The sequence below is a fragment of the Pyxidicoccus fallax genome (genome assembly GCF_012933655.1).
Taxonomy (GTDB): Bacteria; Myxococcota; Myxococcia; order Myxococcales; family Myxococcaceae; genus Myxococcus; species Myxococcus fallax.
Genome location: NZ_JABBJJ010000090.1, coordinates 1 through 25349 on the forward strand (window position 1 = coordinate 1; position 25349 = coordinate 25349).

The 25349-nt window shown below is 72.4% G+C and carries 22 protein-coding genes; 9 read left to right on the forward strand and 13 right to left on the reverse strand.

Going from position 1 to position 25349, the window contains the following annotated elements:
- Positions 1–83: 83 nt before the first annotated feature.
- Complete coding sequence (locus HG543_RS20210; protein ID WP_169346450.1) at positions 84–1343, reverse strand: hypothetical protein; 1260 nt, start codon at positions 1341–1343, stop codon at positions 84–86.
- A 517-nt stretch (positions 1344–1860) separates the two neighbouring features.
- Here HG543_RS20210 and HG543_RS20215 point away from each other — a divergent pair.
- Positions 1861–2769: a hypothetical protein gene (locus HG543_RS20215; protein WP_246357174.1), complete on the forward strand. Its 909-nt coding sequence runs from the start codon at positions 1861–1863 to the stop codon at positions 2767–2769.
- A 67-nt stretch (positions 2770–2836) separates the two neighbouring features.
- Here HG543_RS20215 and HG543_RS20220 read toward each other — a convergent pair whose 3' ends face one another.
- Complete coding sequence (locus HG543_RS20220; protein WP_246357175.1) at positions 2837–3799, reverse strand: hypothetical protein; 963 nt, start codon at positions 3797–3799, stop codon at positions 2837–2839.
- A 503-nt stretch (positions 3800–4302) separates the two neighbouring features.
- Here HG543_RS20220 and HG543_RS20225 point away from each other — a divergent pair.
- Both HG543_RS20225 and HG543_RS20230 read left to right on the forward strand, forming a co-directional pair.
- Entirely contained in the window at positions 4303–7491 is a 3189-nt protein-coding gene (locus tag HG543_RS20225; protein ID WP_169346452.1) for an ATP-binding protein, read from the forward strand.
- Between the two features lie 29 nt (positions 7492–7520).
- Entirely contained in the window at positions 7521–8504 is a 984-nt protein-coding gene (locus HG543_RS20230; RefSeq protein WP_169346453.1) for an MBL fold metallo-hydrolase, read from the forward strand.
- A gap of 6 nt (positions 8505–8510) precedes the next feature.
- On the opposite strand, the gene HG543_RS20235 is transcribed toward HG543_RS20230, so the two are convergent.
- Positions 8511–9902: a serine hydrolase domain-containing protein gene (locus HG543_RS20235; RefSeq protein WP_169346454.1), complete on the reverse strand. Its 1392-nt coding sequence runs from the start codon at positions 9900–9902 to the stop codon at positions 8511–8513.
- Positions 9903–9983: 81 nt separating this feature from the next.
- Positions 9984–11312: a multicopper oxidase family protein gene (locus tag HG543_RS20240; RefSeq protein ID WP_169346455.1), complete on the reverse strand. Its 1329-nt coding sequence runs from the start codon at positions 11310–11312 to the stop codon at positions 9984–9986.
- A 226-nt stretch (positions 11313–11538) separates the two neighbouring features.
- On the opposite strand from HG543_RS20240, the gene HG543_RS20245 reads away from it, so the two are divergent.
- The 3 genes from HG543_RS20245 to HG543_RS20255 all read left to right on the forward strand — a co-directional run bounded on the left by HG543_RS20245 (position 11539) and on the right by HG543_RS20255 (position 14803).
- Positions 11539–13050, forward strand: coding sequence for a hypothetical protein (locus tag HG543_RS20245; RefSeq protein WP_169346456.1), 1512 nt, complete (start codon positions 11539–11541; stop codon positions 13048–13050).
- Positions 13051–13106: 56 nt separating this feature from the next.
- On the forward strand, positions 13107–13763 hold the full coding sequence (locus HG543_RS20250; protein WP_211194047.1) for an HAD family hydrolase: 657 nt from the start codon (positions 13107–13109) through the stop codon (positions 13761–13763).
- A 143-nt stretch (positions 13764–13906) separates the two neighbouring features.
- Complete coding sequence (locus HG543_RS20255; RefSeq protein WP_169346458.1) at positions 13907–14803, forward strand: phosphate ABC transporter substrate-binding protein; 897 nt, start codon at positions 13907–13909, stop codon at positions 14801–14803.
- A 4-nt stretch (positions 14804–14807) separates the two neighbouring features.
- On the opposite strand, the gene HG543_RS20260 is transcribed toward HG543_RS20255, so the two are convergent.
- The 4 genes from HG543_RS20260 to HG543_RS20275 all read right to left on the reverse strand — a co-directional run bounded on the left by HG543_RS20260 (position 14808) and on the right by HG543_RS20275 (position 18485).
- Entirely contained in the window at positions 14808–15572 is a 765-nt protein-coding gene (locus tag HG543_RS20260; RefSeq protein WP_169346459.1) for a ribonuclease H1 domain-containing protein, read from the reverse strand.
- A gap of 10 nt (positions 15573–15582) precedes the next feature.
- On the reverse strand, positions 15583–16464 hold the full coding sequence (locus tag HG543_RS20265; RefSeq protein ID WP_169346460.1) for a Vgb family protein: 882 nt from the start codon (positions 16462–16464) through the stop codon (positions 15583–15585).
- Positions 16465–16565: 101 nt separating this feature from the next.
- Entirely contained in the window at positions 16566–17144 is a 579-nt protein-coding gene (locus HG543_RS20270; RefSeq protein ID WP_169346461.1) for a nucleotidyltransferase family protein, read from the reverse strand.
- 228 nt (positions 17145–17372) lie between these two features.
- A complete protein-coding gene (locus HG543_RS20275) occupies positions 17373–18485 on the reverse strand; it encodes an XdhC family protein (protein WP_169346462.1) in 1113 nt (370 codons plus the stop codon).
- A 282-nt stretch (positions 18486–18767) separates the two neighbouring features.
- Between HG543_RS20275 and HG543_RS20280 the strand changes: the two genes are divergently transcribed.
- Complete coding sequence (locus tag HG543_RS20280; protein ID WP_169346463.1) at positions 18768–20006, forward strand: hypothetical protein; 1239 nt, start codon at positions 18768–18770, stop codon at positions 20004–20006.
- 45 nt (positions 20007–20051) lie between these two features.
- Here HG543_RS20280 and HG543_RS20285 read toward each other — a convergent pair whose 3' ends face one another.
- Positions 20052–21578: a right-handed parallel beta-helix repeat-containing protein gene (locus HG543_RS20285; RefSeq protein WP_169346464.1), complete on the reverse strand. Its 1527-nt coding sequence runs from the start codon at positions 21576–21578 to the stop codon at positions 20052–20054.
- 172 nt (positions 21579–21750) lie between these two features.
- Between HG543_RS20285 and HG543_RS20290 the strand changes: the two genes are divergently transcribed.
- Positions 21751–22161 carry a hypothetical protein gene (locus HG543_RS20290; RefSeq protein ID WP_169346465.1) on the forward strand — a complete coding sequence of 137 codons (411 nt, stop codon included), beginning with the start codon at positions 21751–21753 and terminating at the stop codon, positions 22159–22161.
- Between the two features lies 1 nt (position 22162).
- Here the strand turns inward: HG543_RS20290 and HG543_RS20295 are convergent, their stop codons facing one another.
- Positions 22163–23371 carry a DNA glycosylase AlkZ-like family protein gene (locus HG543_RS20295; RefSeq protein WP_371876510.1) on the reverse strand — a complete coding sequence of 403 codons (1209 nt, stop codon included), beginning with the start codon at positions 23369–23371 and terminating at the stop codon, positions 22163–22165.
- 30 nt (positions 23372–23401) lie between these two features.
- On the reverse strand, positions 23402–23719 hold the full coding sequence (locus tag HG543_RS20300) for a hypothetical protein (protein ID WP_169346466.1): 318 nt from the start codon (positions 23717–23719) through the stop codon (positions 23402–23404).
- 134 nt (positions 23720–23853) lie between these two features.
- Here HG543_RS20300 and HG543_RS20305 point away from each other — a divergent pair, with 134 nt between their 5' ends.
- Positions 23854–24165 carry a hypothetical protein gene (locus HG543_RS20305; RefSeq protein ID WP_169346467.1) on the forward strand — a complete coding sequence of 104 codons (312 nt, stop codon included), beginning with the start codon at positions 23854–23856 and terminating at the stop codon, positions 24163–24165.
- Between the two features lie 16 nt (positions 24166–24181).
- Here HG543_RS20305 and HG543_RS20310 read toward each other — a convergent pair whose 3' ends face one another.
- The gene (locus HG543_RS20310) at positions 24182–24877 is read right to left on the reverse strand and encodes a GAF domain-containing protein (protein ID WP_169346468.1); all 696 of its coding nucleotides are present in this window, start codon (positions 24875–24877) and stop codon (positions 24182–24184) included.
- Entirely contained in the window at positions 24874–25320 is a 447-nt protein-coding gene (locus HG543_RS20315; RefSeq protein WP_169346469.1) for a hemerythrin domain-containing protein, read from the reverse strand. The genes HG543_RS20310 and HG543_RS20315 overlap by 4 nt, the downstream gene beginning before the upstream one ends.
- Positions 25321–25349: the final 29 nt, after the last annotated feature.

Here is a 25349-nt window from a genome sequence, read left to right on the forward strand (position 1 = left end):
GCTCGGCTGGGGGCTGCCGGGCTCGGAAGGCGCGGGGCTCATGAACGGTCCTCAGGGTCTACCGGGCCTCCGGGAGCATCAAGTCAGCTTCCGGTGGGCGGCGCGGTCGGGTCCACGATGGGCTCCGGCATCACCCAGAGCGCGGTCGGCTGGAGGTAGGCCTGGTCGAAGGCGTGGAGGATGCCCGTCCACCGGTCCCAGAAGGTGGCCCAGTTGTACTCGGTGGGCGGCGAGGTGAGCGGGTTGCCGTCCCGGTCCGGCTGGCTGTAGGCGTAGTCGGCGTAGTTCCACTCCATCGTGCCGAAGTCCGTGCGCAGCAGTGGCGTCATCGCCTCCAGCAGCGCGGAGCGGGACACCTCGTCCGGGGCGGGCGACGCGGGCGTGAAGACGGGCTGCGCCATGTCGTGCTGCTCGCGCCAGGCGACGTAGTTGTTGCCCATGGCGATGAGCGCGTCGCGCGCGGCGGGCGTGGGCGCGAGCCGGGCCTCCTCGTACACGGCGAAGGCCGCCACCAGCAGGCTCTTCCAGTTCATGCCCGGCAGCAGCAGGTGCAGCGCGTACGGGCGCGGCGTGTCGTGGGCGTGGGCGAGCGCGAAGTCGTAGGCCCGCCGCGCGTCGGCCGCCGCCGCGCCGGGCAGCGAGAACTCCGTCAGCACGCGCTCGGGCGTCACCGCGCCCGCGCCGCGGCGCCAGTCGAGGTAGAGGCGCCCCGCGCCGCCGACGTCCGTGTAGATGGCCAGGTTGCCCTCGTGCAGCGTGCGCTCCAGCGTCACCACCACCCGCTCCGCCTTGTCGAGCGGGAGGAAGGCGGGCGCGCTCCAGTACAATGCGGCGAAGCGCGACGCGGTGGCCAGCAGCGTGCGTGGGTCGGCGAGCGCCTCGCCATTGAGGGCCGTGAGGAGCGAGGCCAGCGACGCGGCGGCGTCGACGGGCAGGCCGTGCAGGACCAGCTCCAGGCCGAGCTGCTCGCCCGACAGGAGCGCCTGCCCGGTGAGGCCCACCCGCTGCAGCGCGCCCAGGATGGACAGGGAGGGCCGGCCGCGGGCGGCATCGAGCACGCGCCGGGCGATGGCCGTGCCGAGCATGCCCTCGCCCCCGGTGCGGGAGGCGTGCGGCGCGAAGACGAACCAGTTGGGACGCACGGCGCTGGTGCCGCCGGGCTCGAGCGCCGGGTCCAGCACGCCGCCTATTTCATAGGCGAGCTGGATGTAGCCCTCGGTGATGCGGCGGTTGTCCTCCAGCGGCGTGGCGGCCTGCTGCGCGCGGGCCGGCAGGGCCAGCAGCACGGAGGCCAGGAGCAGGGCGGACAGGGAGCGGGAAGGATGGAAGGAAGTCGAGCGCATGGGAGTCGGGGGAGGACTACACCGGGGAGTCCTGGGGAGGTAGTCATTGTCGGGAGCCTTCCCCAGCCGGCCGGCGCTCGGGTGGGGCGCATCTGTTCGGCGAGTGACCCTGCCCACTCCGGGTGGCTCCCGTTCCCCACGGCCCGTGTGTTGGCCGGACGCCATGCGGGCCCCGCTTCCGCGTGGCGTTGTTCGTCTCGCGACGTGACGGGTGTCGCCGCTGGGATGGAGGTCCTGGACACAAGTACAGGGGGGCGTTCGCGAGGCGCGAGGTCGCGGTATCAACTCCGTGGGGCTTCCCACACGCTGCCCACCTCGTCCGCCCCCTCCGGACGAGGCGAGCGCCTCGTTCGGTGTCCTCCCAGACCCTCACGAGGAAAACATGACCCCCACTTGTGTCGAACACGGGCATCGTCGCGGCGCCAGCCGGCGCGCGGGACTGTGCTTGTCGGTGTTGCTGGTGCTCGGGGCTGGCTGCGCCCCGAGAGAGGAGTCCCCTGCCTCGGCGCCGCCCGGAATGTCCGCGCGGACCGAGGACACGGCCCAGGCGCTGGAGACGGGCAACGGGCTGACGGTGAACGGGCTGTCGTTCAATGGCCTGTCCTTCAACGGCCTGTCCTTCAATGGGCTGTCGTTCAATGGCTTGTCGAGCAGCGCCTTCGCGTCCTGGTTCGCCCTGGACCCGGCGCTGGCCAACTCGGTGATGCGGTACGTGGTCCACTGCGCCGTTCCGGCCGGAGAGGCGCGGACGTACACGGATGCGCGGACGGGGACGCAATACACCTGGACGGGCGGGCTGGGGCTGGCGCCGGGCTGGGCCGGTGGTGCCTCGGCCACCCTGCGCGAGCAGCAGGTGGTGTCCGCGTGCCTGGCGGCGCACGCCAACAAGTACGGCCAGCACGTGCCCATCTCCGTGCTGGGCCGCGGGGCGGATGCGCACGTCATCCCCGTCACCGAGGATGAGCTGAAGACGTACAAATGGCGGGAGTCGTGCTTCTTCGGGAACCTCTTCAACGGCGAGGGCGCCTTCGTGGGTCGTGACAAGGGCCGGCTCAAGCCCCGCGAGAGCTCGTCGCGGGCGTGCTCGGTGGTGGCCAGCCGGGGTGACAAGCAGGACGAGGAGGCCAGCGAGTCCGAGGACGAGGACTCCATCGCGCAGGACCCGGCCGAGGACGTGGAGCTGAACCGCCGCCGCTGCACGCCGCTCGTCTACGTGGGCCGGTGCGCGCACCACTGCGAGCCGGATGCGTCGAAGACGTTCTACGCGTCGTGCACGTATCAGGGCGTGACGTACCAGCCCCTCACCACCCGCCTGGACAAGCGGAATCTCTACAAGTGCGGGGACGGCATCTGCCAGCCCACCGAGGCCTGTGGCGAGAAGAACGACTACCTCTCCTGCAAGGACGACTGCGGCACCTGCGGCTGAGTGCGCCTCATGCGCGGCGGCTCCAGGCCAGCTCCACGTCGAGCTGGCCCGGGGCGCTGCTCGCGCGTCAGCGGCAGGCGCCGCAGTCCAGTCCGCAGCTGTCGTAGCGGAAGGAGGTGCCGCACCGCTCGGTGGCCTGGCAGCGGGTGTCTCCGCACTTGTGGATGTCCGCGAGGCTCAGCCGCGTGGTGAGGGGGCGCGGCCAGGTGACGCCGTTGTGCGTGCACGAGGTGAAGAACTGCCCGGTGGGGTCGAGCTGGCACAGCGAGGCGCAGGAGCCCGCGTGGACCATGGGGGCGCAGGGCACCTTGGCTTCACTGCCCTCGTGGAGCAGGGCGCCACAGGCCCGGGAGGTGCTCTCGTTGGGCCCGAGCGGCTCGCGCTCCGCGCCCACGAAGACGCCCTGGCCGCTGAAGAGGTTGCCGAAGAAGCAGGCCTCCCGGCGCGAGTGCGAGGACAGCTCCTCCGCGGTGAAGGGGATGGCCGCGCCCGGTGCGTCCCGCCCCAGGATGGAGACGGACACGCTCTGCCCGAGCCGGTTGGTGTGCGCCGCGAGGCACGCGGACACCACCTGCTGCTCCAGTTCCGTGGCGGGGGTGCCCGAGGCCCACGATGGGGCCAGCCCCAGTCCGCCCGTCCACGTGTACTGCTGACCCGTGGACGGGGCCGTGTACGCGCGCGTCTCGCCCTCGGGCACGGCGCAGCGGACCACGTAGCGCATCACCAGGTCCGCCTGCGCGGGGTGCGACTGGAACCAGGTGTTGAACGCGCTCGTGGACAGGCCGTTGAAGGACAGGCCGTTGAAGGACAGCCCATTGAAGGACAACCCATTGAAGGACAGGCCATTGAAGGACAGCCCATTGCCGGACCTCAGCGTCTCGTCCTCCAGCGCCTCCTCGTGTCGCGCGGTCGGTGGGGGAAGCGGTGCTTCCTCCACCGGACCGCAGGCGGCGGTGAGGTGGGGCACGGCAAGGGCCATGAGCGCGGCGGCGATGGCCCGGCACTTCTTCTGGAACACTTTCGTTTTCATCGGCTCCTCGACATCGGGACGTCGGCGGGCGGCGCGCGTGGCACGCCCACCATGAAGGCCACGCGCGGAGCACGGGCACGATGTCGGTGGGCCTTCGAGGGGAAGTTGCATCCTCGTTGCGTCTGCGGAAGTGGACGCGGGTGTGGGTCTCATTGCCCCCGGACACCGGGGTCGTGGGAGTGATGGCTCGGGTGTGCGTGGGCGTCCCGCGGTGGGTGTCCAGGTGGCGTGGTGGCGCGTGACTCACGTGATGGAACGTGGGGGGAGTGCGCCTGCCCTCGTGGGGCAGATGTGGCGTGGCGTGGTGGACGCTGCCGCGCGCATCCGTCGTTTGCCGGATGCTGGCTTCGTCAACGCGGCACGCTCGGGCCCGACACGGATGGGCGGCGTGGGAGCGGCGTGGTGAGATCTCCATCAGTCACGGACACGCTGGCGCGGAGCCGCGGGAGGCGAAGCGCCGGGTGGCCGGCTTGGGGGCCCCGACTGGCCTGGCGGAGCGGGCGATGGGAGATGTCTCCAGAAAACGGCTTCCTCCCCCGGGGGGAACCCTCAGGGCCGTACCGGAACACCCGACGGCCTCCTCGGGGGAGACGCCACCGTCCGCGCCGATGAGCGGCGAGGTGGCGCTGGTCTTCACGGACGTGCAGGGCTCCACCCGGCTGTGGGAGCGGTGTGGCGCCAGCATGCGGACCGCGCTGGAGGTGCATGACCGCGTGCTGCGCTCGCTGCTGGCGGGCGGCGCCGGCTACGAGGTGAAGACGCAGGGCGACTCCTTCATGATTGCGTTTCCCACCGTGCTGGAGGCGCTGCGCTGGTGCCTGGACGCGCAGGAGGCGCTCCTGCGCGCGCCCTGGCCGGCGGAGGTGCTGGCGCAGCCGGAAGCGGCCGAGGAGCACGGCCCGCGCGGCCTGCTGCACCGCGGGCTGCGGGTGCGCATGGGCATCCACGTGGGCGAGTCCGGCTGCCGGGTGGACGCGCGCACGGGACGGGTGGACTACCTGGGCCGCATGGTGAACGTGGCGGCGCGGGTGACGTCGGCGGGCCATGGCGGGCAGGTGCTGGTGAGCGGTGGCGCCTGGGCGCAGGCCGCCCCGGCGGTGGAGTCGCTGGGCCGGCCCGCGGTGCGCCCCCTGGGGGCGTTCCGCCTGAGGGGCATCGACGACGCGGTGGCGCTGGTGGAGGTGCTGCCGGCGTCGCTGGCGGAGCGGCGCTTCGGCGCGCCGCGCGCGCCCCGGGACAGGCAGGGCAACGTGCCGGTGGCGCGCGAGGGGCTGGTGGGGCGGAGCGTGGAGCTGACCGCGCTGCGGCACTGGCTGGGGGAGGGCACCCGGCTCATCACCGTGCTGGGCCCCGGGGGCATGGGCAAGACGCGGCTGGCCACGCACTTCGGCGCGCTGGAGCTGGAGTCCGGCGCGTGGGAGGGCGGCGTCTGGCTGTGCGAGCTGGCGGAGGCGCAGACGGCGGACGCGCTCTGCCACGCGGTGGGACAGGCGCTGGGCGTGGCCCTGCGGCGCGACGGAGACCCCACCGAGCCGGTGGAGCGGCTGGGCCGCGCGCTGAGCGACTGCGGCGACGTGCTGGTCATCCTCGACAACCTGGAGCAGGCGGTGCGGCACGTGCCGGCCACGCTGGGCCGCTGGCTGGCGCTGGCCCCGCGCGCCCGCTTCATCACCACCTCGCGCGAGGCGCTGCGCCTGCCCGGCGAGCGGCTGCTGGATTTGACGCCGCTGGAGGTGCCGGAGGCGGGCGCGGCGCGGCTGGAGGAGATTGCCCGCGCGGACGCGGTGCGCCTGTTCGTGCAGCGGGCGCGCGAGGCGCGGCCCGACTTCGAGCTGACGGCGGAGGAGGCGCCCCGGGTGGCGGACATCGTGCGCCAGCTCGACGGCATCGCGCTGGCGCTGGAGCTGGCGGCGGCGCGGATGAACGTGTTGAGCGTCAGCCAGCTCCGGGAGCGGCTGCCGCGCCGGTTCGAGCTGCTCAAGGGCGGGCGGCGGGACGCCAGCGCGCGGCAGGCCACGCTGCGCGGCGCCATCGACTGGTCCTGGAACCTGCTGACGCCAGCGGAGCAGGCCGCGCTGGCGCAGTGCTCGGTGTTCCGCGGCGGCTTCACGCTGGAGGCGGCGGAGGCGGTGCTGGCCCTCCCGGAGGACGCGGCGGACCCGGTGGACGTGCTGGACGTGCTCCAGTCGCTGCGCTCGAAGTCGCTGCTGCACGTGCAGGAGGCGGAGGGGCCCGGCGGGGAGCCGCGCTTCGGGCAATACGAGAGCATCCGCCAGTACGCGGCCGGGAAGCTGCCGGAGGTGGGCGGCGCCAGCGCGGTGGAGGCACGTCACGCGGACTGGTACCTGGCGCTGGCGCGCGGCCTGCGAGGGCGGGTGCGCGGCGCGGGCGCGGCGGAGGCGCTGCGGCGGCTGGCGCTGGAGCGGGAGAACCTGCTGGCGGCGTGCGACAACGCGCTCGCGGTGCTGCCGCCGACGGGGGTCTCGGTGGAGCGCGCGCTGGAGGCGCTGGTGGCGCTGGAGCCGGAGGTCGTCACGCGCGGGCCGGTGAGCCTGCTGCTGGCGCGGCTGGACACGGCGATGGTGGCGGCTCGCACGGTGAAGGTGCTCCCACGGCTCCTGGCCGAGGCGCTGGCCGCGCGGGGCCGGGTGCTGCTGGAGTCGGGGAACGTGGAGGCGGCGCGCCGGGATTTGGAGGAGGCGCGCTCCGCGCTGCGCGTGCTGGAGGCGGTGACGGGGGAGAAGCGCGTGCTGGTGGACCTGTCCATCGTGGCTCGCCACGAGGGCGATATGGCGCGGGCCTCGGCGCTGATTCGCGAGGCGGGGCGGCTGTCCTCGGGAGAGGAGCGCTGGCTGGAGGCCTACGCGGTGGGCAACCTGGGGCTGGTGGAGCAGGCCCGGTGCGGCGCGGAGGCGGCCATTCCGCACCTGCGCGACGCGCAGGCCCTGTTCCGCGAGGTGGGGGACGTCACCTTCGAGGTGGGCTTCCTCACCAACTGCGCGGTGGCCATCGGCGAGGCGGGGCGCACGCGCGAGGCGCTGGCCTTGCTGGAAGAGGCGATGACCCGCGCGGCCAGCGTGGGAGACCGGGCGGGGCACGCGCTGGCGCGTCTCAACCTGGGCTGCTTCCTGCTGGAGGAGGGGCGGGCGCGGGAGGCGCGCGAGCACCTGCTGGCGGCGGGGCGCATGGGGCGGCAGCTGGGGCAGCGGCTGCTGGAGGGCACCGCGCTGGGCGAGCTGGGCCGCGCGGAGCTGGCGCTGGGGGCCATGGAGCAGGCATGGGCGCGGCTGTCGGAGGCGGTGTCCGGGCTGGGGCGGGTGTCTCGCATCCAGGCGCTGCGCTTCGCCGTGCACCGGGCGGCGGTGGAGGCCTTCCTGGGCGACCCGTCCGCGGCGGAGGCGAGCTTCGTGGTGCTGGAGGGCGCGCCCGAGCTGCGGGACGACCTGGTGCTGCGCGAGCTGGCGTCGCTGCTGCGCGCGGCGGTGGACGTGGCGGACGCCCGGGGGCTGCCCGCGGATGACCCGCGAGCCCGTCAGGCCCGGGAGTCGGCGCGCCGGCGGCTGGAGCGGGCACGCATGGCTCCGGTGGAGGCGGCCTCGTCCGACCTGCGCGGCGCGCTGCGCTTCCTGGAGAGCACCCTGGGCTCGGCCGCCGTGGGGGGCTGGGCGTCCTCCATGCCCACGCTCCAGTGACGGCACGCGAGGCGTGGTAAGCACGCGGCATGGCGAGATTCCGGGTTCGGTGGGGACGCATCGCGGGGTTGCTCGTGGCGGTGGGCCTCGTGGCGGGTGGGGTGAAGCTGCTGACGGCGGGGCTGCCACCCGCGCCCGCGCATTCCCGGGCCGCGCCCGATTTGACGGCGCTGCCCCTGGTGGAGGTGTGCTGGCTGGAGCTGTCCCGGAGCGACGTGTGGGGGCAGCTCGGCACGGCGGGCCTCACGCGCACGGACACGTGGAGGAACACGGCGTCCGCCCTGCTGGTGCGGCACCCGAAGGGGGATGTGCTCATCGACGCGGGCTACAGCCCTCACGTGCACGAGGAGGTGGCTCAGCGGCCGTGGCTCGCGCGGTTCTTCAACACGGTGGCCCTTCGAGGACTGCGCGACCGGGCCTCCGTGTCCGAGGCGCTCCAGAAGGTGGGCGCCTCGCCCGGCGGGCTGAAGTGGTTCATCCCCTCGCACGCGCACCTGGACCACCTGGGCGGCATGGTGGAGCTGCGGGAGGTGCCGGTGCTGCTGCCTTCGGAGGAGCAGGCGCTCATCCAGGCCTGGCGCGAGCGCGGGGAGGTCTTCCCGGAGCATGCCCTCGCGGTGGAGGGGCGGATGACGGCGATGGCGTTCCAGCCGAGGCCCTATGAGAACTTCGACGAGCACTTCGACGTCTTTGGGGACGGGGTGCTGGTGGTGACGCGGATTCCCGGCCACACGCCGGGCAGCATCGCCACGTTCGTGAACCTGTCCCCCACGCGCCGGCTGGTGCACGTGGGCGATACGGTGAACCTCGCCGAGTCCATCCAGCGGCGCGTGCCCAAGAGCACCCTGCTCCAGTTCTTCACCGACACCGACGCGGAGGCGGCGGGCCTCGCGGTGGCCCGGCTCGCCCAGCTCCACGACATGGAGCCCGCGCTGCACTTCCTGCCCGCGCATGACCGCGACGCGTGGGAGAGGTTCTTCGGTGGGGCCCAGACCTGCGTGAAGGCCCGGTAGCGCCCGCTACCGCCTGGAGCGGACCGCGGTCAGCAGGTCCATGTGGAGGTAGCGCGCCTTCGGCTGTCCCGGCTTGAAGACGAACACCAGCTCCTGCCCATCCTCCGTGCGGAAGCCGTCCTGTCGCACGCGCTGGAGCGGGCGGGCCGCGTCCGTGGTCAGCACCAGCCGCGTCCCATCCCACGACACCGCGAAGCGCGCGAGGTCCGCGTGGGTGTACGTGCCGGTGTAACGCTCGGCCTCGGCGGCGGTGAGCGGCGGGGCGTCCGGGGGCGGCTCGGGCTGCTCCGGCAGGCCGAAGACGGTCCGCGAGATGTGGGCCAGGGAGTCGCGCAGGGTGACGCCGTTCTTGTTGGTGAGCAGGATGATGGCGCCCTGCTGCTCCGGCAGGAATCGGATGTGCGAGCCATAGCCCCGGCGCACGCCGCCGTGCTCGAACACCTCCGTGCCGCCGATGCGCATCCGCACCAGCCCGAAGCCATAGCGCGCCTCCTCCGGACCGGCGCCGGGCAGGGGCACGTGGGCGGTGAAGAACTCGCGCACGACGGCCTCGGGCAGGACGCGGCGCTCGCCGTCCAGCCCGCCGCGCACGAGGATGGTGGTCAGGCGCGCCAGCTCGCGGGCGGAGGAGAACGCCGAGCCCGCCGGGTACATCGCGGTGTTCTCCGCCATGGGCCGCACCACCTTCAGCACCCCGCCGCTGTCCTCATGGCCCTGGGACACGTCGAAGGTCAGCGCCTCCAGCGGGCGCAGCGTGCCGCGCTCCAGGCCGAGTGGCTGGAACAGCTGCTCGCGCATCGTGTCCGCGTAGGGCCTGCCGTGGACGCGCTCCAGCACGAGCCCCGCGAGCCAGTACCCGGGGCCGCTATACGAGAAGACGTCGCCGGGCGGAGCGAAGAGGTAATCGCCCTTCCAGCCGCGCACCATGTCGGCCAGCGCGGAGTCGTCCTTCGACTGCACGGACGGCGACGCCTCGCGCATGCCCGCCGTGTGGGACAGGAGCTGGCGCAGCGTCACCTTGCCCAGCGCCGGGTGCAGGTCCTTCACGTACGTGCGCACCGGAACGTCCAGGCCGAGTCGCCCCTTCGAGGCCGCGTCGAGCGCCGCCAGCGCGGTGAGCATCTTGGTGGTGGAGCCCAGGCGGAACAGCGTGTCCGGCGTGACGGGGATGCGCTCCTCGCTGCTGCGCTGTCCGAAGGCGCGGAGGAAGACTGTCTCTCCGTTCCGCACCACCGCCACCGCCGCGCCCGGAGCGCCGGACTCGCGCAGCTCGTCCTGGACGGTCCGGAGGATGGCCGCCTCCTGCTCCGGGCTCAGGGGCGCCCGCGCCAGGGTGGGGCCGGCGCTCAGGGTGGTCAGCAGCAGCACGAGAACACCTGACGAGGCGGCGTGTCTCATCGGGTCCAACTCCTCGGGTGGGCGGGCATCCAGGCACACCGACAGCGGGAGCCCGCCCTGCATTCCCGAGCGAGCGTGCGCTCAGTCGCGGGTGACGCGGACGTTGGCCATCATGCCGCGGTCCTCATGCTCCACGATGTGGCAGTGGAGCATGACGTCGCCGGTGTGCTCGCGGAAGGGCACGGCGATGCGGACCGTCTCCCCGGCGCGCAGGTTGATGACGTCGCGCCAGGCGGGGAAGGGCGCGGGAACTCCGTCGCGCGTGAGCACCTGGAAGGGGAACACGTGCAGGTGGAAGGGGTGGTCCATGGGGGACGGGTTGCGCAGCTCCCACACCTCCAGCGTGTCCGCCTTCACGGTGAGGTCCGTGCGGTGGTGCTCGTAGGTCCGTCCATTCACCATGAAGCGGATGGGGTTCATCGCGCCGGTGAAGGTGAGCGTGCGGGTGGCGACGGCGCTCCGCTCGTCGAGCCGCTCCACGGGACGCAGGGTGGTGGGGAGGTCGGCGCGGGTGGGCGCGCCCTCCACCTGGAGCGTGAGCAGCGCGACGGGCTCCCGGGGCGAGGGGCCGGCGGGGGTGCGCGCATACGGCAGGCTCAGGAGCTGGAGCGTCCCGGCCTCCTCCGCCGTGACGAGCACGTCCGCGCGCTCGCCGGGGACGAGCAGCAGGGACTCCATGGCCACGGGCGCCTCCAGGAACGCGCCGTCCTGTCCGATGACATGCAGCGCCCGGCCGGGGAGGGCGAGCTGGTGGTAGCGCGCCGTGCTGGCGTTGATGAGCCGCAGCCGCACGAGGCCGGTGCGCACGGTGAGGGTGGGCCGCACCTGTCCGTTGACGAGCAGGAGCGAGCCCTCCTTGCCGCGGCCCCAGTCCATCTCCGTGTGGTCCGCCACCCGGCCATTGTCGATGGACAGGTCGGACAGCACGAGCACGTGCTCCCAGGCGGCGGCGAGCGGGCCCGAGCGCTCCAGCGGGCCGCGCACGAGCAGGGGACCCGAGAGCCCCTCGAAGAGCTGGCGCGTCACCGAGCCGTGCAGGTGCGGGTGATACCAGTAGGTTCCGGCGGAGCCCTCGGGGACGGTGAACTCGTAGGAGGTCTCCGCGCCGGGGGCGACGACGCGGTGCGGGTCATCCACGGCGGGCGGAATGGGCAGGCCATGGAGGTGGAGGTTGGTGGCATCGGGCAGGGCGTTGCGGAGGACGATGCGGACGCGCTCGCCCTCCTCCAGCAGGAGGAGGGGGCCGGGCAGGGTGCCGTTGTAGGTGAGGACGCGGGTCTCCTGGTCGCCCACGCTCAGCGTGGCGGGCCGGGCTTCCAGGGTGAAGAGGGTGACGCCGTCGGGCAGGCGCTCACGGGTGAGCAGGTGCGGGTACGAAGGCGGGAGGGATGCGGTCTCGGAGGTGCTCATTCGGTGCCTCGTGTGTCCTTCACGAGGGAAGACGCAAAAGGGCGGCGGGCCTTACACCTGTTCCCACCGCGTGTTCGCTCCGGACGCACCCGCGTGCCACCGTGACGCGGTTTCCGGGCGTGGGGATGGAATCCTCGGTGGTTGCGGGGCGCACGTGCGGTGAGGCGCCCTGGCATCCACGGTGCAATCGCGTGCTCCCAGCCCCCTTTCTGGAGAGACCCTCGCGATGCGACCCCGTTCGCAGTCCCCCCTTCGGCTGCTCCTGAAGTCCACCCTGGCGGCGGCGCTGGGCGTGGCCGTTGCCCATTGCAGCAAGTCCGACCCCGCGCCCGCTCCCACGCCGGACGCGGGCACTCGCACACAGGTCCGCTGCGACGGCCAGTTCAGTGACGGGACGCGCATCAGCGTCGCCAGTCCGACGCCGCTGGGAGACGTGCCGCTGCCGGACCAGACCTTCTGTGACTTCCACACCTTCGCGTGGAACCAGTTCCTCTACCTGACCCAGACGGTGGAGGACGGCAACGACCCCGTCCTTCCCACCAAGCCGCGCTTCCTGTCCTTCTCGCCCTGGTACAACCTGCTGAAGAAGGACGGCTCGAACCCGCCGACCGCCTTCCCGGGCGGCCACACGACGCTCGAGGTCTCCATGCTGGACCAGAAGCAGGCCGGCGCGGGGCAGGATGCGCTCATCGACGTCGCCGGGCAGATGGTGCTCTACGACATCCGCTTCAACCAGCCCATGTACGACGGCGTCGTCGACGCCGGCTACTACACGCAGGAGAAGTACGACGCCTTCTGCAACCCCCCGAAGGACAGCCCGCCCTTCACCGACTGCCAGAACCCGCAGCAGTTCTGGCTGCCATGGGGAGACGGCGGCACCGCCGACCTGAGCCTGGGCTCCATCGAAATCAAGAGCGCCTGGCGGCAGTTCCCCGCCAATGACTGTCCTTCCACGGTGATGTACTGCGCCGGCACCAACCTGGGCCTCGTGGGCCTGCACATCGCGCAGAAGACGCCGACCCACGGCGAGTGGGTCTGGGCGTCCTTCGAGCACGTCGCCAACACGCCGGACTGCGCGCCGGGCTCCAGCTCGCCCATCGCCGACGTGTCGCCGCTCGGCACGCCCTGGTCGTTCTTCAATCCCCAGACGGCGCCCCCGGGCGTGATGACGTCGAAGACGTGTGACGTCACCGCGGACGCCGGACAGTGCAACCTGGACCCGCATGTCGATGGCGGCACCGGCTTCCAGCAGGTCAACATCTGCCGGACCGACTCGCTGCCCACCGGAGGCGCCAACGACGCCAACTGCATCACCGTCAGCGCCACCGACGCGGGGCCCGAGGCGAACAGCGGCGGCAACGTCGCGTGCCTGAACGCCACGCTGCGGCCCCAGCTCTCCGGCGTCTGGAAGAACTACCAGCTCATCGGGACGCTGTGGACCAAGGGCACGCAGCCGCCCGACGAGGACTTCTGGATCGACATCTTCCAGCAGCCGAAGGACGGCGGGACGGAGAAGACGGCGGTGGGCTTCCCCAACCTCGCGAACACCACCATGGAGACGTATCTCCAGATGGGCTCCACGGCGTATGACCCCAACGGCGCGAACCTGTCGAACGCGAACAAGGCGGGCTGCTTCGGCTGCCACAACCCGGTGGCCCAGAACACGGACACGGACCTGAGCCACTTCCCGTCGAAGTTCGACGACCTCGAGAAGCCGCGGGTGCGCGCGAGGAAGTAGGGGCCTGGCTCCTCGGGAGCCGCACACAACCCGTGCACGCGGGGTTCGGACGGCGTATGCAGCGAAGCGTGAGCACCGCCGAACCCCGTGGCATCCTCTTCGACCTCGACGGCACGCTGGTGGATTCGCTGCCGGACATCATCGACAGCTTCCTCCATGGCTTCGCGCACCTGGGGCTCACGGCCCCTTCGCACGACGAGGTGCGCGCCCTCATCGGCCAGCCGCTGGAGGCGATGTACACCGTCTTCGCGCCCGAGCACGTGCCCACCCTGTGCAAGGTCTACCGCGAGCACTACCCGGCCAACTTCCATCGGCGCTCGCGGCCCTTCCGCGGGGTGCGGCGGACGCTGAGTGCCCTGCGCGAGCGCGGCTACCTCCTGGCCGTGGCCACCACCAAGCGCGGCGACATGGCGCGGCGCTTCGTGGAAGCGATGGGCCTGTCGGACGTGCTCCACCACGTGCAGGGCACGGACGGCTTCCCCCACAAGCCGGCGCCGGACGTGCTGTACCGCGCGCTCGACGCGCTGGGCACCAGCGGGCTGTGGATGGTGGGTGACACCACGCTCGACGTGAGGGCCGGCCAGGCCGCGGGCCTGCGCACCTACGCGGTGACGTGGGGCACCCACTCCCAGGCGGAGCTGGCCAGCGCCTCGCCGGACGAGCTCCAGCCGGACCTGGAGCGCCTGCTGGACCTGCTGCCGCCCCGCCGCTGAGCGAGAGCCTTCCGTGACAGAGTCGTGACGAAGTCGCGGACACAACGGAAGACCCAGGGAGAAGTCGCGAGCCGGCACGGCCGTGCGATGGTCCGCGGCGCTGGACGTGTCTGCACACCCACACCCTTTCCTGGAACTTCCGCATGAAGAACACCCTCTGTTCCCTGCTCACCCTCGCGCTCTTCTCGTGGGTCACCGCGTGCAAGGGAGGCGACTCGTCCGGCAAGGCCGGCGCGTCGGATGCGGGCGCGGAGACGGCCGCGGCGGCGGGCAGGACGCTCACCGTGAAGGGCAGCGACACCATGGTCCTCCTGGGCCAGCGGTGGGCCGAGACCTTCATGAAGAAGGACCCCTCCATGCGCATCCAGGTGACGGGCGGCGGCTCGGGCACGGGCATCGCGGCGCTGGTCAACGGCACCACGGACATCGCCATGTCCAGCCGCGCCATCAAGCCGGCCGAGGCCCAGCAGGTGCAGTCGCGCCACAAGGCCGAGGCCCAGGAGACGGCGGTGGCTCGCGACGGCGTCACCTTCTACGTGCACGAGTCCAACCCGGTGCGCGCGCTGTCGCTGGAGGATCTGCGGGCCATCTACCTGGGCGACGTGAAGAACTGGAAGCAGGTGGGCGGCGCGGACGCGCCCATCGTCGTGTACTCGCGTGAGAACTCGTCCGGGACGTACGTCTTCGTGAAGGAGGCGGTGCTGAAGGGCGAGGACTTCGCGCCGGAGGCGCTGACGCTGCCGGGCACGGCCGCCGTGGTCAACGCGGTGTCCAAGGAGAAGAACGGCATCGGCTTCGGCGGCGCGGCCTATGGCAAGGGCATCCGCGAGCTGGCGGTGAAGGTGGGCGCCGACGAGGTGGCGCCGAGCCAGGAAAACATCCAGAGCGGCCGGTACCCGCTCAGTCGCGACCTCTTCTTCTACACGCGCGGCGCGCCCTCGGGCGCCGCGAAGGCGTTCATGGACTTCGCGCTCTCCGCCGAGGGGCAGGGCATCGTCAGCCAGGTGGGCTACTTCCCGGTGAAGCCGAAGCAGCAGTAGCCGCTCAGTCCTCGGCCTGGACGTCCTGGGCGCTGACGCCCCACTCCTGGAGCACCTCGGCCTCTTCCTGGGCGCTGCGCGTCTTCTTGAAGCGGGCGCCGGGGACGCCCTTCACGCGGCGCTCGCAGGAGGCCCAGGTGGAGTGGCGCTTCACGGTGCGGCCTACCTCGCTGAGGTAGGAGTACGCCTTGGTCTTGCCCGCGCTCTTTCCGGGCTCCCGCTCGGGGACGGAGGTGTCGTCGGGGATGTCGTGCACGGCGATGCCGTAGCCCTGGAGCGGGCCGGTGTAGAGCGCGGGGCGCTTGCCCTTGGAGTAGGCCACGGCGATGGCGTCCACGCGCTCGTTGCCGGGCACGCCGACGTGGCCGCGCACGTACTTCCACTCGATGGCGGCGGCCTCGCCGGAGAAGGCCTGCCGGCGCTCGGCGAGGAGGGCCATCAGCCGCTTCCAGTAGGCGGCGTTGGCGACCTCGCCGCCCTCGGCCGTCTTCCAGCCGCGCTTGCTCCACCCGAAGGCCCAGCGGGTGATGCCCTGAATCACGTAGGTGGAGTCGGTGAGGATGTGCAACGGCCCCGGCGTGCGCTCCAGGTGGCGCAGCGCCTTGCCCGCGGCGGTCAGCTCCATCCGGTTGTTGGTGGTCTCCGGCTCGTGGCCGCCCAGCTCCGTCACCTGACCGTCGGGCGTGACGATGATGACGCCCCAGCCTCCCGGGCCGGGGTTGCCGGAGCATGCACCGTCGGTGAACACCAGGGTGGCGCGACTGTCCATGGGCGCCACCCTATCGCACGGCGAGGCGGCCAATCTTCCCGACTTCCTCCGCGAACCACACCGCGCCGTCCGGCCCGAGCGCGAGGCCGTGCGGCTCCGCCTTGTCGGTGGGGATGGCGTATTCGGTGACGCGTCCGTCCGGCGTCATCCGGCCGATGTGGTTACTGCCCCACTGGGTGAACCAGAGGGCGCCGTCACCGCCGGTGATGATGGCGTGCGGTTTCGCGCCCTCGCGCGGGAGCGGGTGCTCGGTGATGTGGCCCTCCGTCGTGATGCGGCCGATGCGGTTGGCGAGGATTTCGACGAACCAGAGCGCGTCGTCCGGCCCGGCGGTGATGCCCACGGGGCCCGCGTTGGGCGTGGGCAGGGCGTACTCGGACACCTGACCGGCCGTCGTCATCCGGCCGATGCGGTTGCCCTTGTTCTGCGTGAACCAGAGGGCGCCGTCGGAGCCCACGGCGATGGCGGAGGGCATTGAGTCGGGGGAGGGGAGGGGGAACTCGGTGATGCGTCCGTCCAGGGTGATGCGTCCGAGCCGGTTCGCCATCAGCTCGGCGAACCAGAGCGCGCCATCGGGGCCCACGGTGAGGCCGAACGGTGACGCGTTGGGTGTGGGGACTGGGAACTCCGTGACCTTGCCATCCGTCGTCATGCGGCCGATGCGGTGGGCCTTGCTCTCGGTGAACCAGAGCGCGCCGTCGGGACCGGAGACGATGATGGCGGGCCCCGAGTCGGGCGTGGGCAGGGCGAAGGAGGAGACCTGTCCGTCGACCGAGACGCGGCCGATGCGGCCCGCGTGAATCTCGGTGAACCACAGGGCTCCGTCCGGGCCGGCGGTGATGCCATAGGGCCCGGAGGAGGTGGAGGCGAGGGGATGCTCGGTGAAGGTCATGTCTCGGTGGCTCCCGGTTGCTCGGGCTCCGTGTGCCGTGTCCGAGCGCGGAAGGGAAGGCGATTCGAGGGGCCTGTCCACTGGCGGGCCCGCGGGTCCGCTCACCGCAGCCGAGCGAGGTCCGCCGCGGTGTCCACGTCCTCACCGCCGCCTGGGAGTGGCACCTCGGCCACGCGCGAGGCGTCACGGGCGATGACGCGCCTCGCGCCCTGCTCGGGGCCGAGCGCTTCCAGCTCGGGGAACACGGCGCGGGAGAACAGCGCGGGAACGCCTTGGGTCCCCTCGTAGGTGGAGGCCACCACGGCGGCGCCGGTGCGTTGCCACGTCTCCACGAGCGCGCGCAGGTGGGCCGAGTCCACGCGGAGCTGGTCACACAGCATGACGAGCACGGCGTCCACCGTGGCGTCCTGGGTGAGGGCCCGTACTCCCGCGACGAGCGAGCCTCCAGGCCCTGCCGCCCAGTCCGCGTGCTCCACAGTGCGCACGGGCAGCCCCGTCAGTTCCGAGGTCACGGCCTCGCGGTGCGCGCCCAGCACGACCACGACGGGGCCACACTCCGCGGCGAGCGCGGACTCCGCGGCCCTGCGCACGAGCGAGCGCCCCTCGTGGAGCAGGAGCTGCTTCGGGCGGCCCAGCCGGGAGGAACCTCCAGCGGCGAGCAGCACCACACCTATTGCCATTCCGACCTCCCTGCGGGACGGGCTACCCACGGCCCCGTCAGATGCTTTCGCGGCGAAATGCCGCAGGCGCCACGCGGTGCATGGTGGAGGTGGCGCCCGGCTTCATACGGGAGCCGCACGCCACCGGGGCGCCTGCACCACGCGCTCCCGTACTGGGGACGCAATGCTCGATACATCGGGCGTCCCCCGGGTGAGGTACCCGGCGCGACAGGCTGCTTCCGCACAGTCTCAGGCCAGCTTGCGTGTCGGAGGTGGAGCCTCGGAGTGAATGGGCGCCCGCCGCTCGCGCAGCTTGCCTCCGTTCCGGTTCGCGACCACGGCCTGCAGTTCGGCGATGACGGACAGGGCAATCTCCTCCGCGCCCTCCGCGCCAACATCGAGGCCCATGGGGGCGTGCAGCTTCTCGAGCTGCGCGGGCGTGGGCGGGGACGCCATCTCCGCGAGCAGTCGTTCCGTGCGCGCGCGCGGGCCCAGGACTCCGAGGTAGCGCAGCGCCCTGGGAAGCAGCCGGGGCAGCAGCTCGCGGTCCTGTGGCAGGCTGTGCGTCATCAGCACCGCGAGCGTGCGCGGAGACAGGGGCACCGCGTCCACCGCGTCGCGAGCCTTCGCCGACACCACCGCGTGCGCTTGGGGGAAGCGCCGCCGCAGCGTCTCCGCGGGACGGTCCGCCACCACGGTGACATGCCAGCCCAGGCCAGCGGCCTGCGTCACCACGGGCGCCACGTCGAAGCCGCTGCCGAAGATGACGAGCGGGTGGGGGGGCTCCACCACTTCCACCAGCACGTCCGTGCCGCCGCACGGGCCGCTCCAGGTGCGGCCGGCCTCCAGCGCCTCGCGGGCTGCCTCGCGCACGGCGTCTCGGAGCGCTCCGGACAGGTCTCCCGCCTCCGTGCCGTCCTCGCCCACCAGCAGCCGCGAGCCCACGACGTTGGTGGGGCCGCGGTACACGGTGGCCACCACCGAGCGGCGTCCCGCGCGACGGGCCTCGGCGGCGAAGGCGAGCGCCTCCGCGGGGCCGGGCTCGAAGCGCTCCAGCAGCACGTCCACCACGCCGTTGCACCCGAGCGCGAAGGACAGGCCGCCCTCGTCCTCGGCGTTGTCGCCGGTGGAGTCGTAGCGCAGCAGGCGGGGGCCGGTGCTCGTCCAGAAGAAGGCCTTGCGGACGATGTCCGCCTCCAGGCACCCGCCGCTCACGCCGCCTGCCAGCCAGCCCTCCTCGCCCATCAACATGTGGGCGCCGGGCTTCCGGTACGACGAGCCGGACACGGCCACGACGGTGGCCAGCACCAGGGGGCCCCGGGCGTGCTGCCGGGCTCGGAGGATGGCGTCGAGGTCCTTCATGTCTCGTTCCCGTGCTGAAGAAGAGGGGGGCGGTACATCGAGGCGGACACAGTATCCGCGAAGCGCCCGCGTCTGCCCACTCACGCGGCGAGTCGTTGTCCACCTGACGGGCTTGCACGCCAGCACCTGCACCACCGCACCCCGGCCGGTGCTTCACCCATCAGCCTGCGACAGGGAGTCCTGCTGGCCCGCGAAGTGTCCCGCAATCTCCTTTGCTCCGAGACGACCCGAGGAGATGCTTCGCGCGCCATTGTCCGCTGTGGGGAGCGGGAGGAAGGGTCGATGGGATTTCAATCCCTCCGGTGCATCCACCAGAAGCCCGGCGCGAAGCAGCTCGAAGAGGGGGCGCGTCATCCGTCGCGAATCCGCGAGCAGGTCGCCGTGCGCTCCAATCAGCTCGTGCCACGGGCACACGTTCCGGCCCCGGCCGAGTGGAGCGCTCAGCACGCCGAGGCGTTGCATGAGGTGCAGCGCCGCCGCGCCGAGGCCGAGGCCCGGGTGCGCGAGTCGGGACAGGCGCGCGGGAACGTCCTTTCATTCTGGCGGCAGATGCCGACCATCCCGCCGGACTACTCGGAGCTGACCATCGAGCGGCCCTTCGATGGGCCCATTCCCCATGAGCCGCACGAGGGCGACGACGAGAAGGCCTTCCGCGCCGCCGTCGTGAAGGAGGTCCGGAAGGAGCGCCGCTGGGGCTTCTGGAAGCGCGTCCTCATCGCCGTGGCGTTGTTCCCCTGCGTCTTCGGCGGGGTCGGCGCCTTGACCACCGCGGTCCTTGGGCCCTTCTCGGTGCTGGCGGCGCTGGTCGCGTACGTGAGCTTCTTCAGGCTGTGCACGCTGTTCTGGAGCCGGGAGACCCGGCGCCTCGCCGAGCAGCGGATGAAGGAGCAGTGGCCGGCCTACTGGCGCGCGGCCTGCGCGGCCCACGAGGCGTACGTGTCGTGGCCGGAGGAGGAGCGCCAGCGCGTCGAGTGGACCCGAAAGGTCCTGGCGGGTGACGTCGACGCCGTGTGCGAGTCCGTGCGCCTCGAGCTGCAGGCGGTGGAAGTCCCCTTCGAGTCCCACGTCGCGTTGCACATCTCCGACGCGAAGCACGCGTACATCGCGGTGGACCTGCCGGAACTCGACGACGTCGTCCCCGAGCTGCGGCGGTGCGTGCTGTGGAACGGCGTCGTGGAGGAGACCCCGCTCACGAAGGTGGAGCGGAACCAGGACTACTTCCGGCTGGTGGCCGGGCTGGCGCTGCTGGTGGCGCGGACCGCCTTCACGGCCGGACCCACCCTGCGCCAGGTCGCCGTGGCCGGGTTCACCCAGCGGCGCCAGCGGGGTAGCGGCGCCGTCGAAGACGAGTTCGTATACGAGGCCGTCTTCAGCCGTGAGGACGCCGTTTCCTGGAACCCCGCGACGGTCGACTCCGTGCGCGTGCTCGATACGCCCACCAACCGCTTCGACCTGGGAGACGACAAGCAACTGCGGCGAATCCACCCGCCCACCTGGTGGTCCGTGTTCACGGAAGACTGATGGCGGAAGTGGGCGTCCCCAGGGAGGTGCCCACCCCCGAGCGAGTCAGTGCGCCCGCCGGCCACGCCGCGCGGCCAGGGCCGCGAGCAGCAGGAGCGCGAGCGGACCCGCGAAGCCGCCACCCGTCGCATCGCACCCACCTTCCTCCCCCGAGCCCGAAGGTGCCGCGTCCGGAGTCTCCGCGTCCGGAACCTCCGCGCCGGGAGCCAGCGGGTCACCATACGCGCCGATGTGGGCCGGGGCGGCCTGCGCCCGTCGCTCGCTGGTCGTGTGCTTCACGTACTGCCACGTCACCGGATGCGCTTCGGTGCCGGAGAGCGGCGCCGTCACCTTGCCCCGGAGCGCGGAGCCCGCCGTCAGGCGGAAGTCCTGTCCGGCGAGGTTGACGAAGCCCGGGTCGCCGCCGGTGACGTTGCCTCCCGTGTCCACCACGGAGCCGGTGACGGTACCGAAGCTGGACACGTACCCCGGCTTGTACCAGTTGAGCCCGTGGCGCAGCGTGCCCGCCTCGTCCGTGAGCGACAGCGTGTTGCCGGCCGCCGTCACCAGCACCACGTTGCCCTGCACGTGCGCCGTCTGCGCGTTCGTCGACAGGCGCAGCAGCGTGGTGCGGTCCGTGCGCGTGGACACCACGGTGTTGTGGAAGAAGTAGAGCGTGCCGCGGTAGGTGGCGGTGGTGCCGTTGTCGCCGCCGAAGTGAACCACCTGCCGGTTGCCCGCGCCCGCCGGCTCCAGCAGCACGTTGCCATGGACGAAGGTGCGCGCGTAGGACGCGTCCCCGCGCAGCGTGTCGCTCGAGGTCTCCACCAGGTCCAGCTGCCGGTTGCCGCCTTCAATCCAGTTGTACCGGATGACGGTGCCGGCGGAGCGGTCCTTCAGGTTGTTGCCCAGACAGCCCGCGCACAGCGGCCCGAAGCGGTTGTACTGGTAGGTGATGCCGAGCGCCTCGGTGTACGCGTTGTGTTCCAGGATGCTGTCGGGGTTGCCGTTGCCGTGGATGGAATTGCCCTCCACGGTGACGTCCGACGTCGCGTTGGCGATGAACAGGCCGTTGCCGCTGTCCTCCAGGACGCAGTTGCGCAGGGTGATGTGCTCACCCTTCTCGATGAAGATGGCGGCGGCATTCTTCGCGTACGTGGACGCGCCGTTGCGGCCGGTGAAGGCGCCACGCGCCCGGCGCAGGTGCAGGTTCTCCACCACGAGGTACGCGGGCGTCGTGTCCGCGGGCGTGTTGGAGCCGCCAATCTTGAGGATGCCGCGCTCCTCGCCCCAGTAGTTGAGCTGAGAGCGCGTGGTGGCGTTCTCCCCGACGATGACGGGCAGGTTGCCCGCGGCGTCCTTCACGCCCCGCACGGTGATGGGCGCGGTGGCGGTGCCCCTGCGGCCCAGCACCCACTTCTCCGCGTACGGCGTGGGGCGCGCGTGGATGAGCACGGTGTCGCCGGGGTTGAGCGACTCCCACGGCACCGCGCCGATGGTGGCGTAGGTCTGGCCAGGGCCCACCCGGTACTCGGCGGCCTGGGCGGCAAGCGAGGGGAGCAGCAGCAGGAGTGCGATGCGGGGCAGGGACATGGCTCCGAGTCTGGCGCCCCCGCGCGCGGCCCGTCCACATGCCCTCCAGGTCCTTCCCATCTCCCTGAAGTGAGCCGGGAAGATTGCAGGAAGAGCACGCGCTGATGTCACGTGAGGTCGCGCCATGTGGGGCTGGATGATTCGCCCGGGCTGGGGTGTAGTTCCCTTCCACATGCCCGTCTTGCGCTACGTCTTCACGCTGAATGCCGTGCGCGAGCTCGGCCGCATGGCCCCGGAGCTTGCCCGTGCGCGGGCGGAGGCCTCGCTGGACGAGTGCCTCCAGGGCATCCGTGAGGCCTGCACGCTGTCGCTCGGCATGGAGTTCGACACGCTGGTGCGCTTCGACGCACGCTCCGTGGTGCGCCTGTTCGCCCACGCGGAGCAGGCGCGGATCCTCGCCCGGCTGGTGGACGAGCGGGCGCGGGCCCTTGCGGAGCGCGGCGACTTCCATGCGGCGCTGGAGGACACCGTCTACGCGGGGCAGCTCGTGGCCTGCTCGCGCCAGCGCTTCGGTGTGCCGAAGGACGCGCGGGCCGCGGATGCGCTGGAGCGCGAGCTGCCCGAGCTGCCCGGGCTGCGCTGACTCACGAGGTGACGCGGGCCCGGGGGCGGCGGACACGCTCCACGCCGCACGCCACCGCATGGCGCGCGAGCGCCGCGTCCAGCGCGTCATCGTCCAGCTTCACGCCCTTCTCGCGCCACAGGTTGTCCACGTGCAGCGTGTCCTCGCGCACGCGCCCCTCCAGGCGGCCCACCAGCATCCCCCGGTGCAGCAGCGGGCACACGTACCAGCCCCACCGCCGCTGCGCGGGGGGCTTGTACACCTCCCACACGTAGTCGAAGCCGAACGCCCGCCGCACCAGCTCGCGGTCCCACAGCACCGGGTCCAGCGGCCCGAGGATGCGCATCCGCTCATCCGGCTCCGGGAACTCGCGCTCGCGGAAGCCTCGCGGGGCCAGGTAGCGCCGGGGCGAGCCCGGAATGGCCACCTCCTCCAGCACGCCTTCCTCCACGAGCGTGTCCGGCAGGCGCGAGGTGCGCACGTCGGTCAGCGTGGACCAGTGCGGCCCGCTGGCCCGGCTCAGCAGGCCCGCGGCCTCCACGCGCTCCACCAGGGCCCAGCGCTCGAAGGACTGCGTCACCGGCGCGTCCGCGTGCCGGGGCAGGGCGCGGCGTGGCACGTCGTACACCTTGCCGCCCGGAGCGCGCCCGCACACCACCACCTGGCTGCGCATCCACAGCACCTCCAGGGCCATGGCGGTGGCGCGTCCGGTGCCCTTCCAGCCGCTCCAGTCCAGCGGCACCACCGCCCCGTGGTCGGTCAGCGTCTTCGACGTCGCCGGGCCCAGCGCCTCGACCTCCTCCAGCACCTTGTGCAGCACCGCCTCGGGCAGGCGCTCCAGCCGCGACTGCAGCCGCCACATGGGCGCCTGGAGCGCGCGCTCGCGGTAGTGGGGGAAGGCGCTGGCGGGCAGCAGGCAGCGCTCCTTCGCGAAGTGCTCGAAGGCATGGCCCGGCATCAGGTGGCGGTACACGTCGCCCCGCGCGAGGCCGTCCACGCGCGCCAGGGCCACCAGGTCCGCGTTGGTGCCGATGACGTCCAGCGGGTCCAGCTGGATGCACCGCAGCCCCTTCAGCAGCGCGCGCACGCCCCGGCAGCCCGGAGGGAACACGGGCCGGGCCAGCGCGTGGTGGCCCACGAGGTAGCGCCGCGCTTCGTCCGCGGGCAGCGTCACGGCGGGAGGAGGAGAGGACGGAGGCACGCGGCGGGACGTTAACAGGACGTCCGCCACGAGCCCCCTCCTTCCTGCTCCGGTGCGCGCCTACTCGCGCAGGGAGACGGGCTCCTCGCCGCGCCGGGCCGCTTCTTCATCCTCCTCGCGGGACTCGGGCTCCGGCTCCAGCCGGGCCTGGCGCTCGCTGGCCTCCCACGACTCGTCGGCGTCGCGGGCGTGCACGCGGGCGGCGGCTTCGTCGTCCTGCGAGCCCGTCCACGTGGTGTGCCCTCCGGCGTAGCCCTCCAGCGGACGGGGCCCGCGGCGTGCCTCCACCTCCAGGTCCTTCTGCTCCTGCTCGCGCAGCCGCTCCCGCTCCTGCTCACGCTCGCGCTGGTGCTGCCTCTCGACGGGGTTGTCCGCCATGTGCCGTCACCTCCTGCCCCAAGGTGCGGTCCGCCCCGGAAGCGCGGCAGCGGGGGAGCGAGCGCTCGTGCTCGGACGCACGCCCCGCGGGCACCCGGGCACGCGGGGCGGCACCCGGTGCTTAGAGTGCGCCCATGGTCCTCATCCAGTTCCTCCTGCCGCTGCGGGACAACGCGGGCCAGCCCTTTCCCCGGGCGGACTTCGAGCGCGTGCGCACCGAGCTGACGGAGCGCTTCGGTGGCGTCACCGCCTTCCTCCAGTCCCCGGCCGCGGGCGCGTGGAAGGAGGATGGCGGTGGGTCCACGGTGCGCGACGAGGTGGTGCTCTTCGAGCTGATGACGGACGCGCTGGACCGCGCGTGGTGGGGGCACTACCGCCGGGAGTTGGAGCGCCGCTTCCGGCAGAAGGCCCTGGTGGTCAGGGCCCTCGCCGTGGAGTCGCTCTGACGCGAGCGCCGCCGGGCTACTTCGCCGAGCGGCGCGAGTCCTCGTCAGCCAGGCCGGCCAGGGCGCCCAGCGCGCGCTGGAACTCCTCCAGGGACAGCTTCCCCTCCGCGAACCGGGAGCCCAGGTTCAACAGCGGCTGGGCCTCGGCCACGGCCAGCCATGCCTGCTGCGCGCGCGCCTCGTCCTCGGTGCGGGGCGCCGGGGTCTGTCGCGCCAACTCCTCCAGCCGGGCGCTCGCGAGGCGCGCCAGCTCCTCCAGCCGCCCCAGCGCCGCCGGCTCCAGGCGGCCGGGCTTGACGTCGATGACGCAGAAGGAGCCCACCGTCTGGCCGGCCACGCGCAGCGGGAAGCCCACGTAGGCGCGGATGCCGTAGCGCGCCACCAGGTCCGAGGGCAGCGCCGGGTCGCTCGCGGCGTCCTCCACCTGCAGCGGGCGCTCTCCGGCCACCACGAACTGGCAGAGGGACGTGCACCGGTCCGTGGCGCGCGAGGCGTCCAGCTCCGGGGGCAGGCCCACCTGCGCGCGGAAGAACTGGATGCGGCTCACCACCAGGCTCACCAGGGCGATGGGGAAGCCCGTCACCGCGCTCGCCTCGCCCACCAGCCGCTGCAGCTCGGCGTCCGGCGTGGTGTCGAGCAGCGACGCGTCGAAGGCCTGGAGCCGCACGGGTGTATCCAGCGCCGTCAGGTCGGATGGGATGCGCGTGCTCATCGCCGGCCCTCCTCGAAGCGGGAGCGGTGCGGGGCCGCTCCGGTTCCGGCGGCCTTGGAGTAACGCGTGCAGAGCGGGAAGACCACCTTCTCCTCGGTGTCGAGCAGCGAGCGCAGCGCGCCCACCACCGTGCGCAGCCGCTCCCGCAGGCGCTCCGGGTGCGGGTCCGGCGCGTCCAGGAAGCCCATCACCGCCCCGGACACCACGCTCAGGTTGGTGCGGAAGATGCCCAGGAGCGACAGCTCCGTGGGCGTGCCGGAGGTCTGGATGGCCTCCACCGCCTGCACATAGAGGGACTGCTTGGCCTGCAGGTGAGGCCGCAGCTGCTCACGAAGCTGGGCCAGCAGCGGTGACAGCTCCAGCGCCGGAGCCGACTCGCACTGGCCCAGCAGCGCGCGCAGCCGGCCATGCTCCTCCTTGAGGGCGTCGACACGACCGAGCATGGGGACGGGGTACTCCAATTCGAGGTGAG

Coding starts and splice junctions, on each gene's coding strand:
- HG543_RS20210 (WP_169346450.1), bottom strand. CDS start 1,343: ATGCGCTCGACTTCCTTCCATCCTTCCCGCTCCCTGTCCGCCCTGCTC.
- HG543_RS20215 (WP_246357174.1), top strand. CDS start 1,861: ATGTCCGCGCGGACCGAGGACACGGCCCAGGCGCTGGAGACGGGCAAC.
- HG543_RS20220 (WP_246357175.1), bottom strand. CDS start 3,799: ATGAAAACGAAAGTGTTCCAGAAGAAGTGCCGGGCCATCGCCGCCGCG.
- HG543_RS20225 (WP_169346452.1), top strand. CDS start 4,303: ATGGGAGATGTCTCCAGAAAACGGCTTCCTCCCCCGGGGGGAACCCTC.
- HG543_RS20230 (WP_169346453.1), top strand. CDS start 7,521: ATGGCGAGATTCCGGGTTCGGTGGGGACGCATCGCGGGGTTGCTCGTG.
- HG543_RS20235 (WP_169346454.1), bottom strand. CDS start 9,902: ATGAGACACGCCGCCTCGTCAGGTGTTCTCGTGCTGCTGCTGACCACC.
- HG543_RS20240 (WP_169346455.1), bottom strand. CDS start 11,312: ATGAGCACCTCCGAGACCGCATCCCTCCCGCCTTCGTACCCGCACCTG.
- HG543_RS20245 (WP_169346456.1), top strand. CDS start 11,539: ATGCGACCCCGTTCGCAGTCCCCCCTTCGGCTGCTCCTGAAGTCCACC.
- HG543_RS20250 (WP_211194047.1), top strand. CDS start 13,107: ATGCAGCGAAGCGTGAGCACCGCCGAACCCCGTGGCATCCTCTTCGAC.
- HG543_RS20255 (WP_169346458.1), top strand. CDS start 13,907: ATGAAGAACACCCTCTGTTCCCTGCTCACCCTCGCGCTCTTCTCGTGG.
- HG543_RS20260 (WP_169346459.1), bottom strand. CDS start 15,572: ATGGACAGTCGCGCCACCCTGGTGTTCACCGACGGTGCATGCTCCGGC.
- HG543_RS20265 (WP_169346460.1), bottom strand. CDS start 16,464: ATGACCTTCACCGAGCATCCCCTCGCCTCCACCTCCTCCGGGCCCTAT.
- HG543_RS20270 (WP_169346461.1), bottom strand. CDS start 17,144: ATGGCAATAGGTGTGGTGCTGCTCGCCGCTGGAGGTTCCTCCCGGCTG.
- HG543_RS20275 (WP_169346462.1), bottom strand. CDS start 18,485: ATGAAGGACCTCGACGCCATCCTCCGAGCCCGGCAGCACGCCCGGGGC.
- HG543_RS20280 (WP_169346463.1), top strand. CDS start 18,768: ATGGGATTTCAATCCCTCCGGTGCATCCACCAGAAGCCCGGCGCGAAG.
- HG543_RS20285 (WP_169346464.1), bottom strand. CDS start 21,578: ATGTCCCTGCCCCGCATCGCACTCCTGCTGCTGCTCCCCTCGCTTGCC.
- HG543_RS20290 (WP_169346465.1), top strand. CDS start 21,751: ATGCCCGTCTTGCGCTACGTCTTCACGCTGAATGCCGTGCGCGAGCTC.
- HG543_RS20300 (WP_169346466.1), bottom strand. CDS start 23,719: ATGGCGGACAACCCCGTCGAGAGGCAGCACCAGCGCGAGCGTGAGCAG.
- HG543_RS20305 (WP_169346467.1), top strand. CDS start 23,854: ATGGTCCTCATCCAGTTCCTCCTGCCGCTGCGGGACAACGCGGGCCAG.
- HG543_RS20310 (WP_169346468.1), bottom strand. CDS start 24,877: ATGAGCACGCGCATCCCATCCGACCTGACGGCGCTGGATACACCCGTG.
- HG543_RS20315 (WP_169346469.1), bottom strand. CDS start 25,320: ATGCTCGGTCGTGTCGACGCCCTCAAGGAGGAGCATGGCCGGCTGCGC.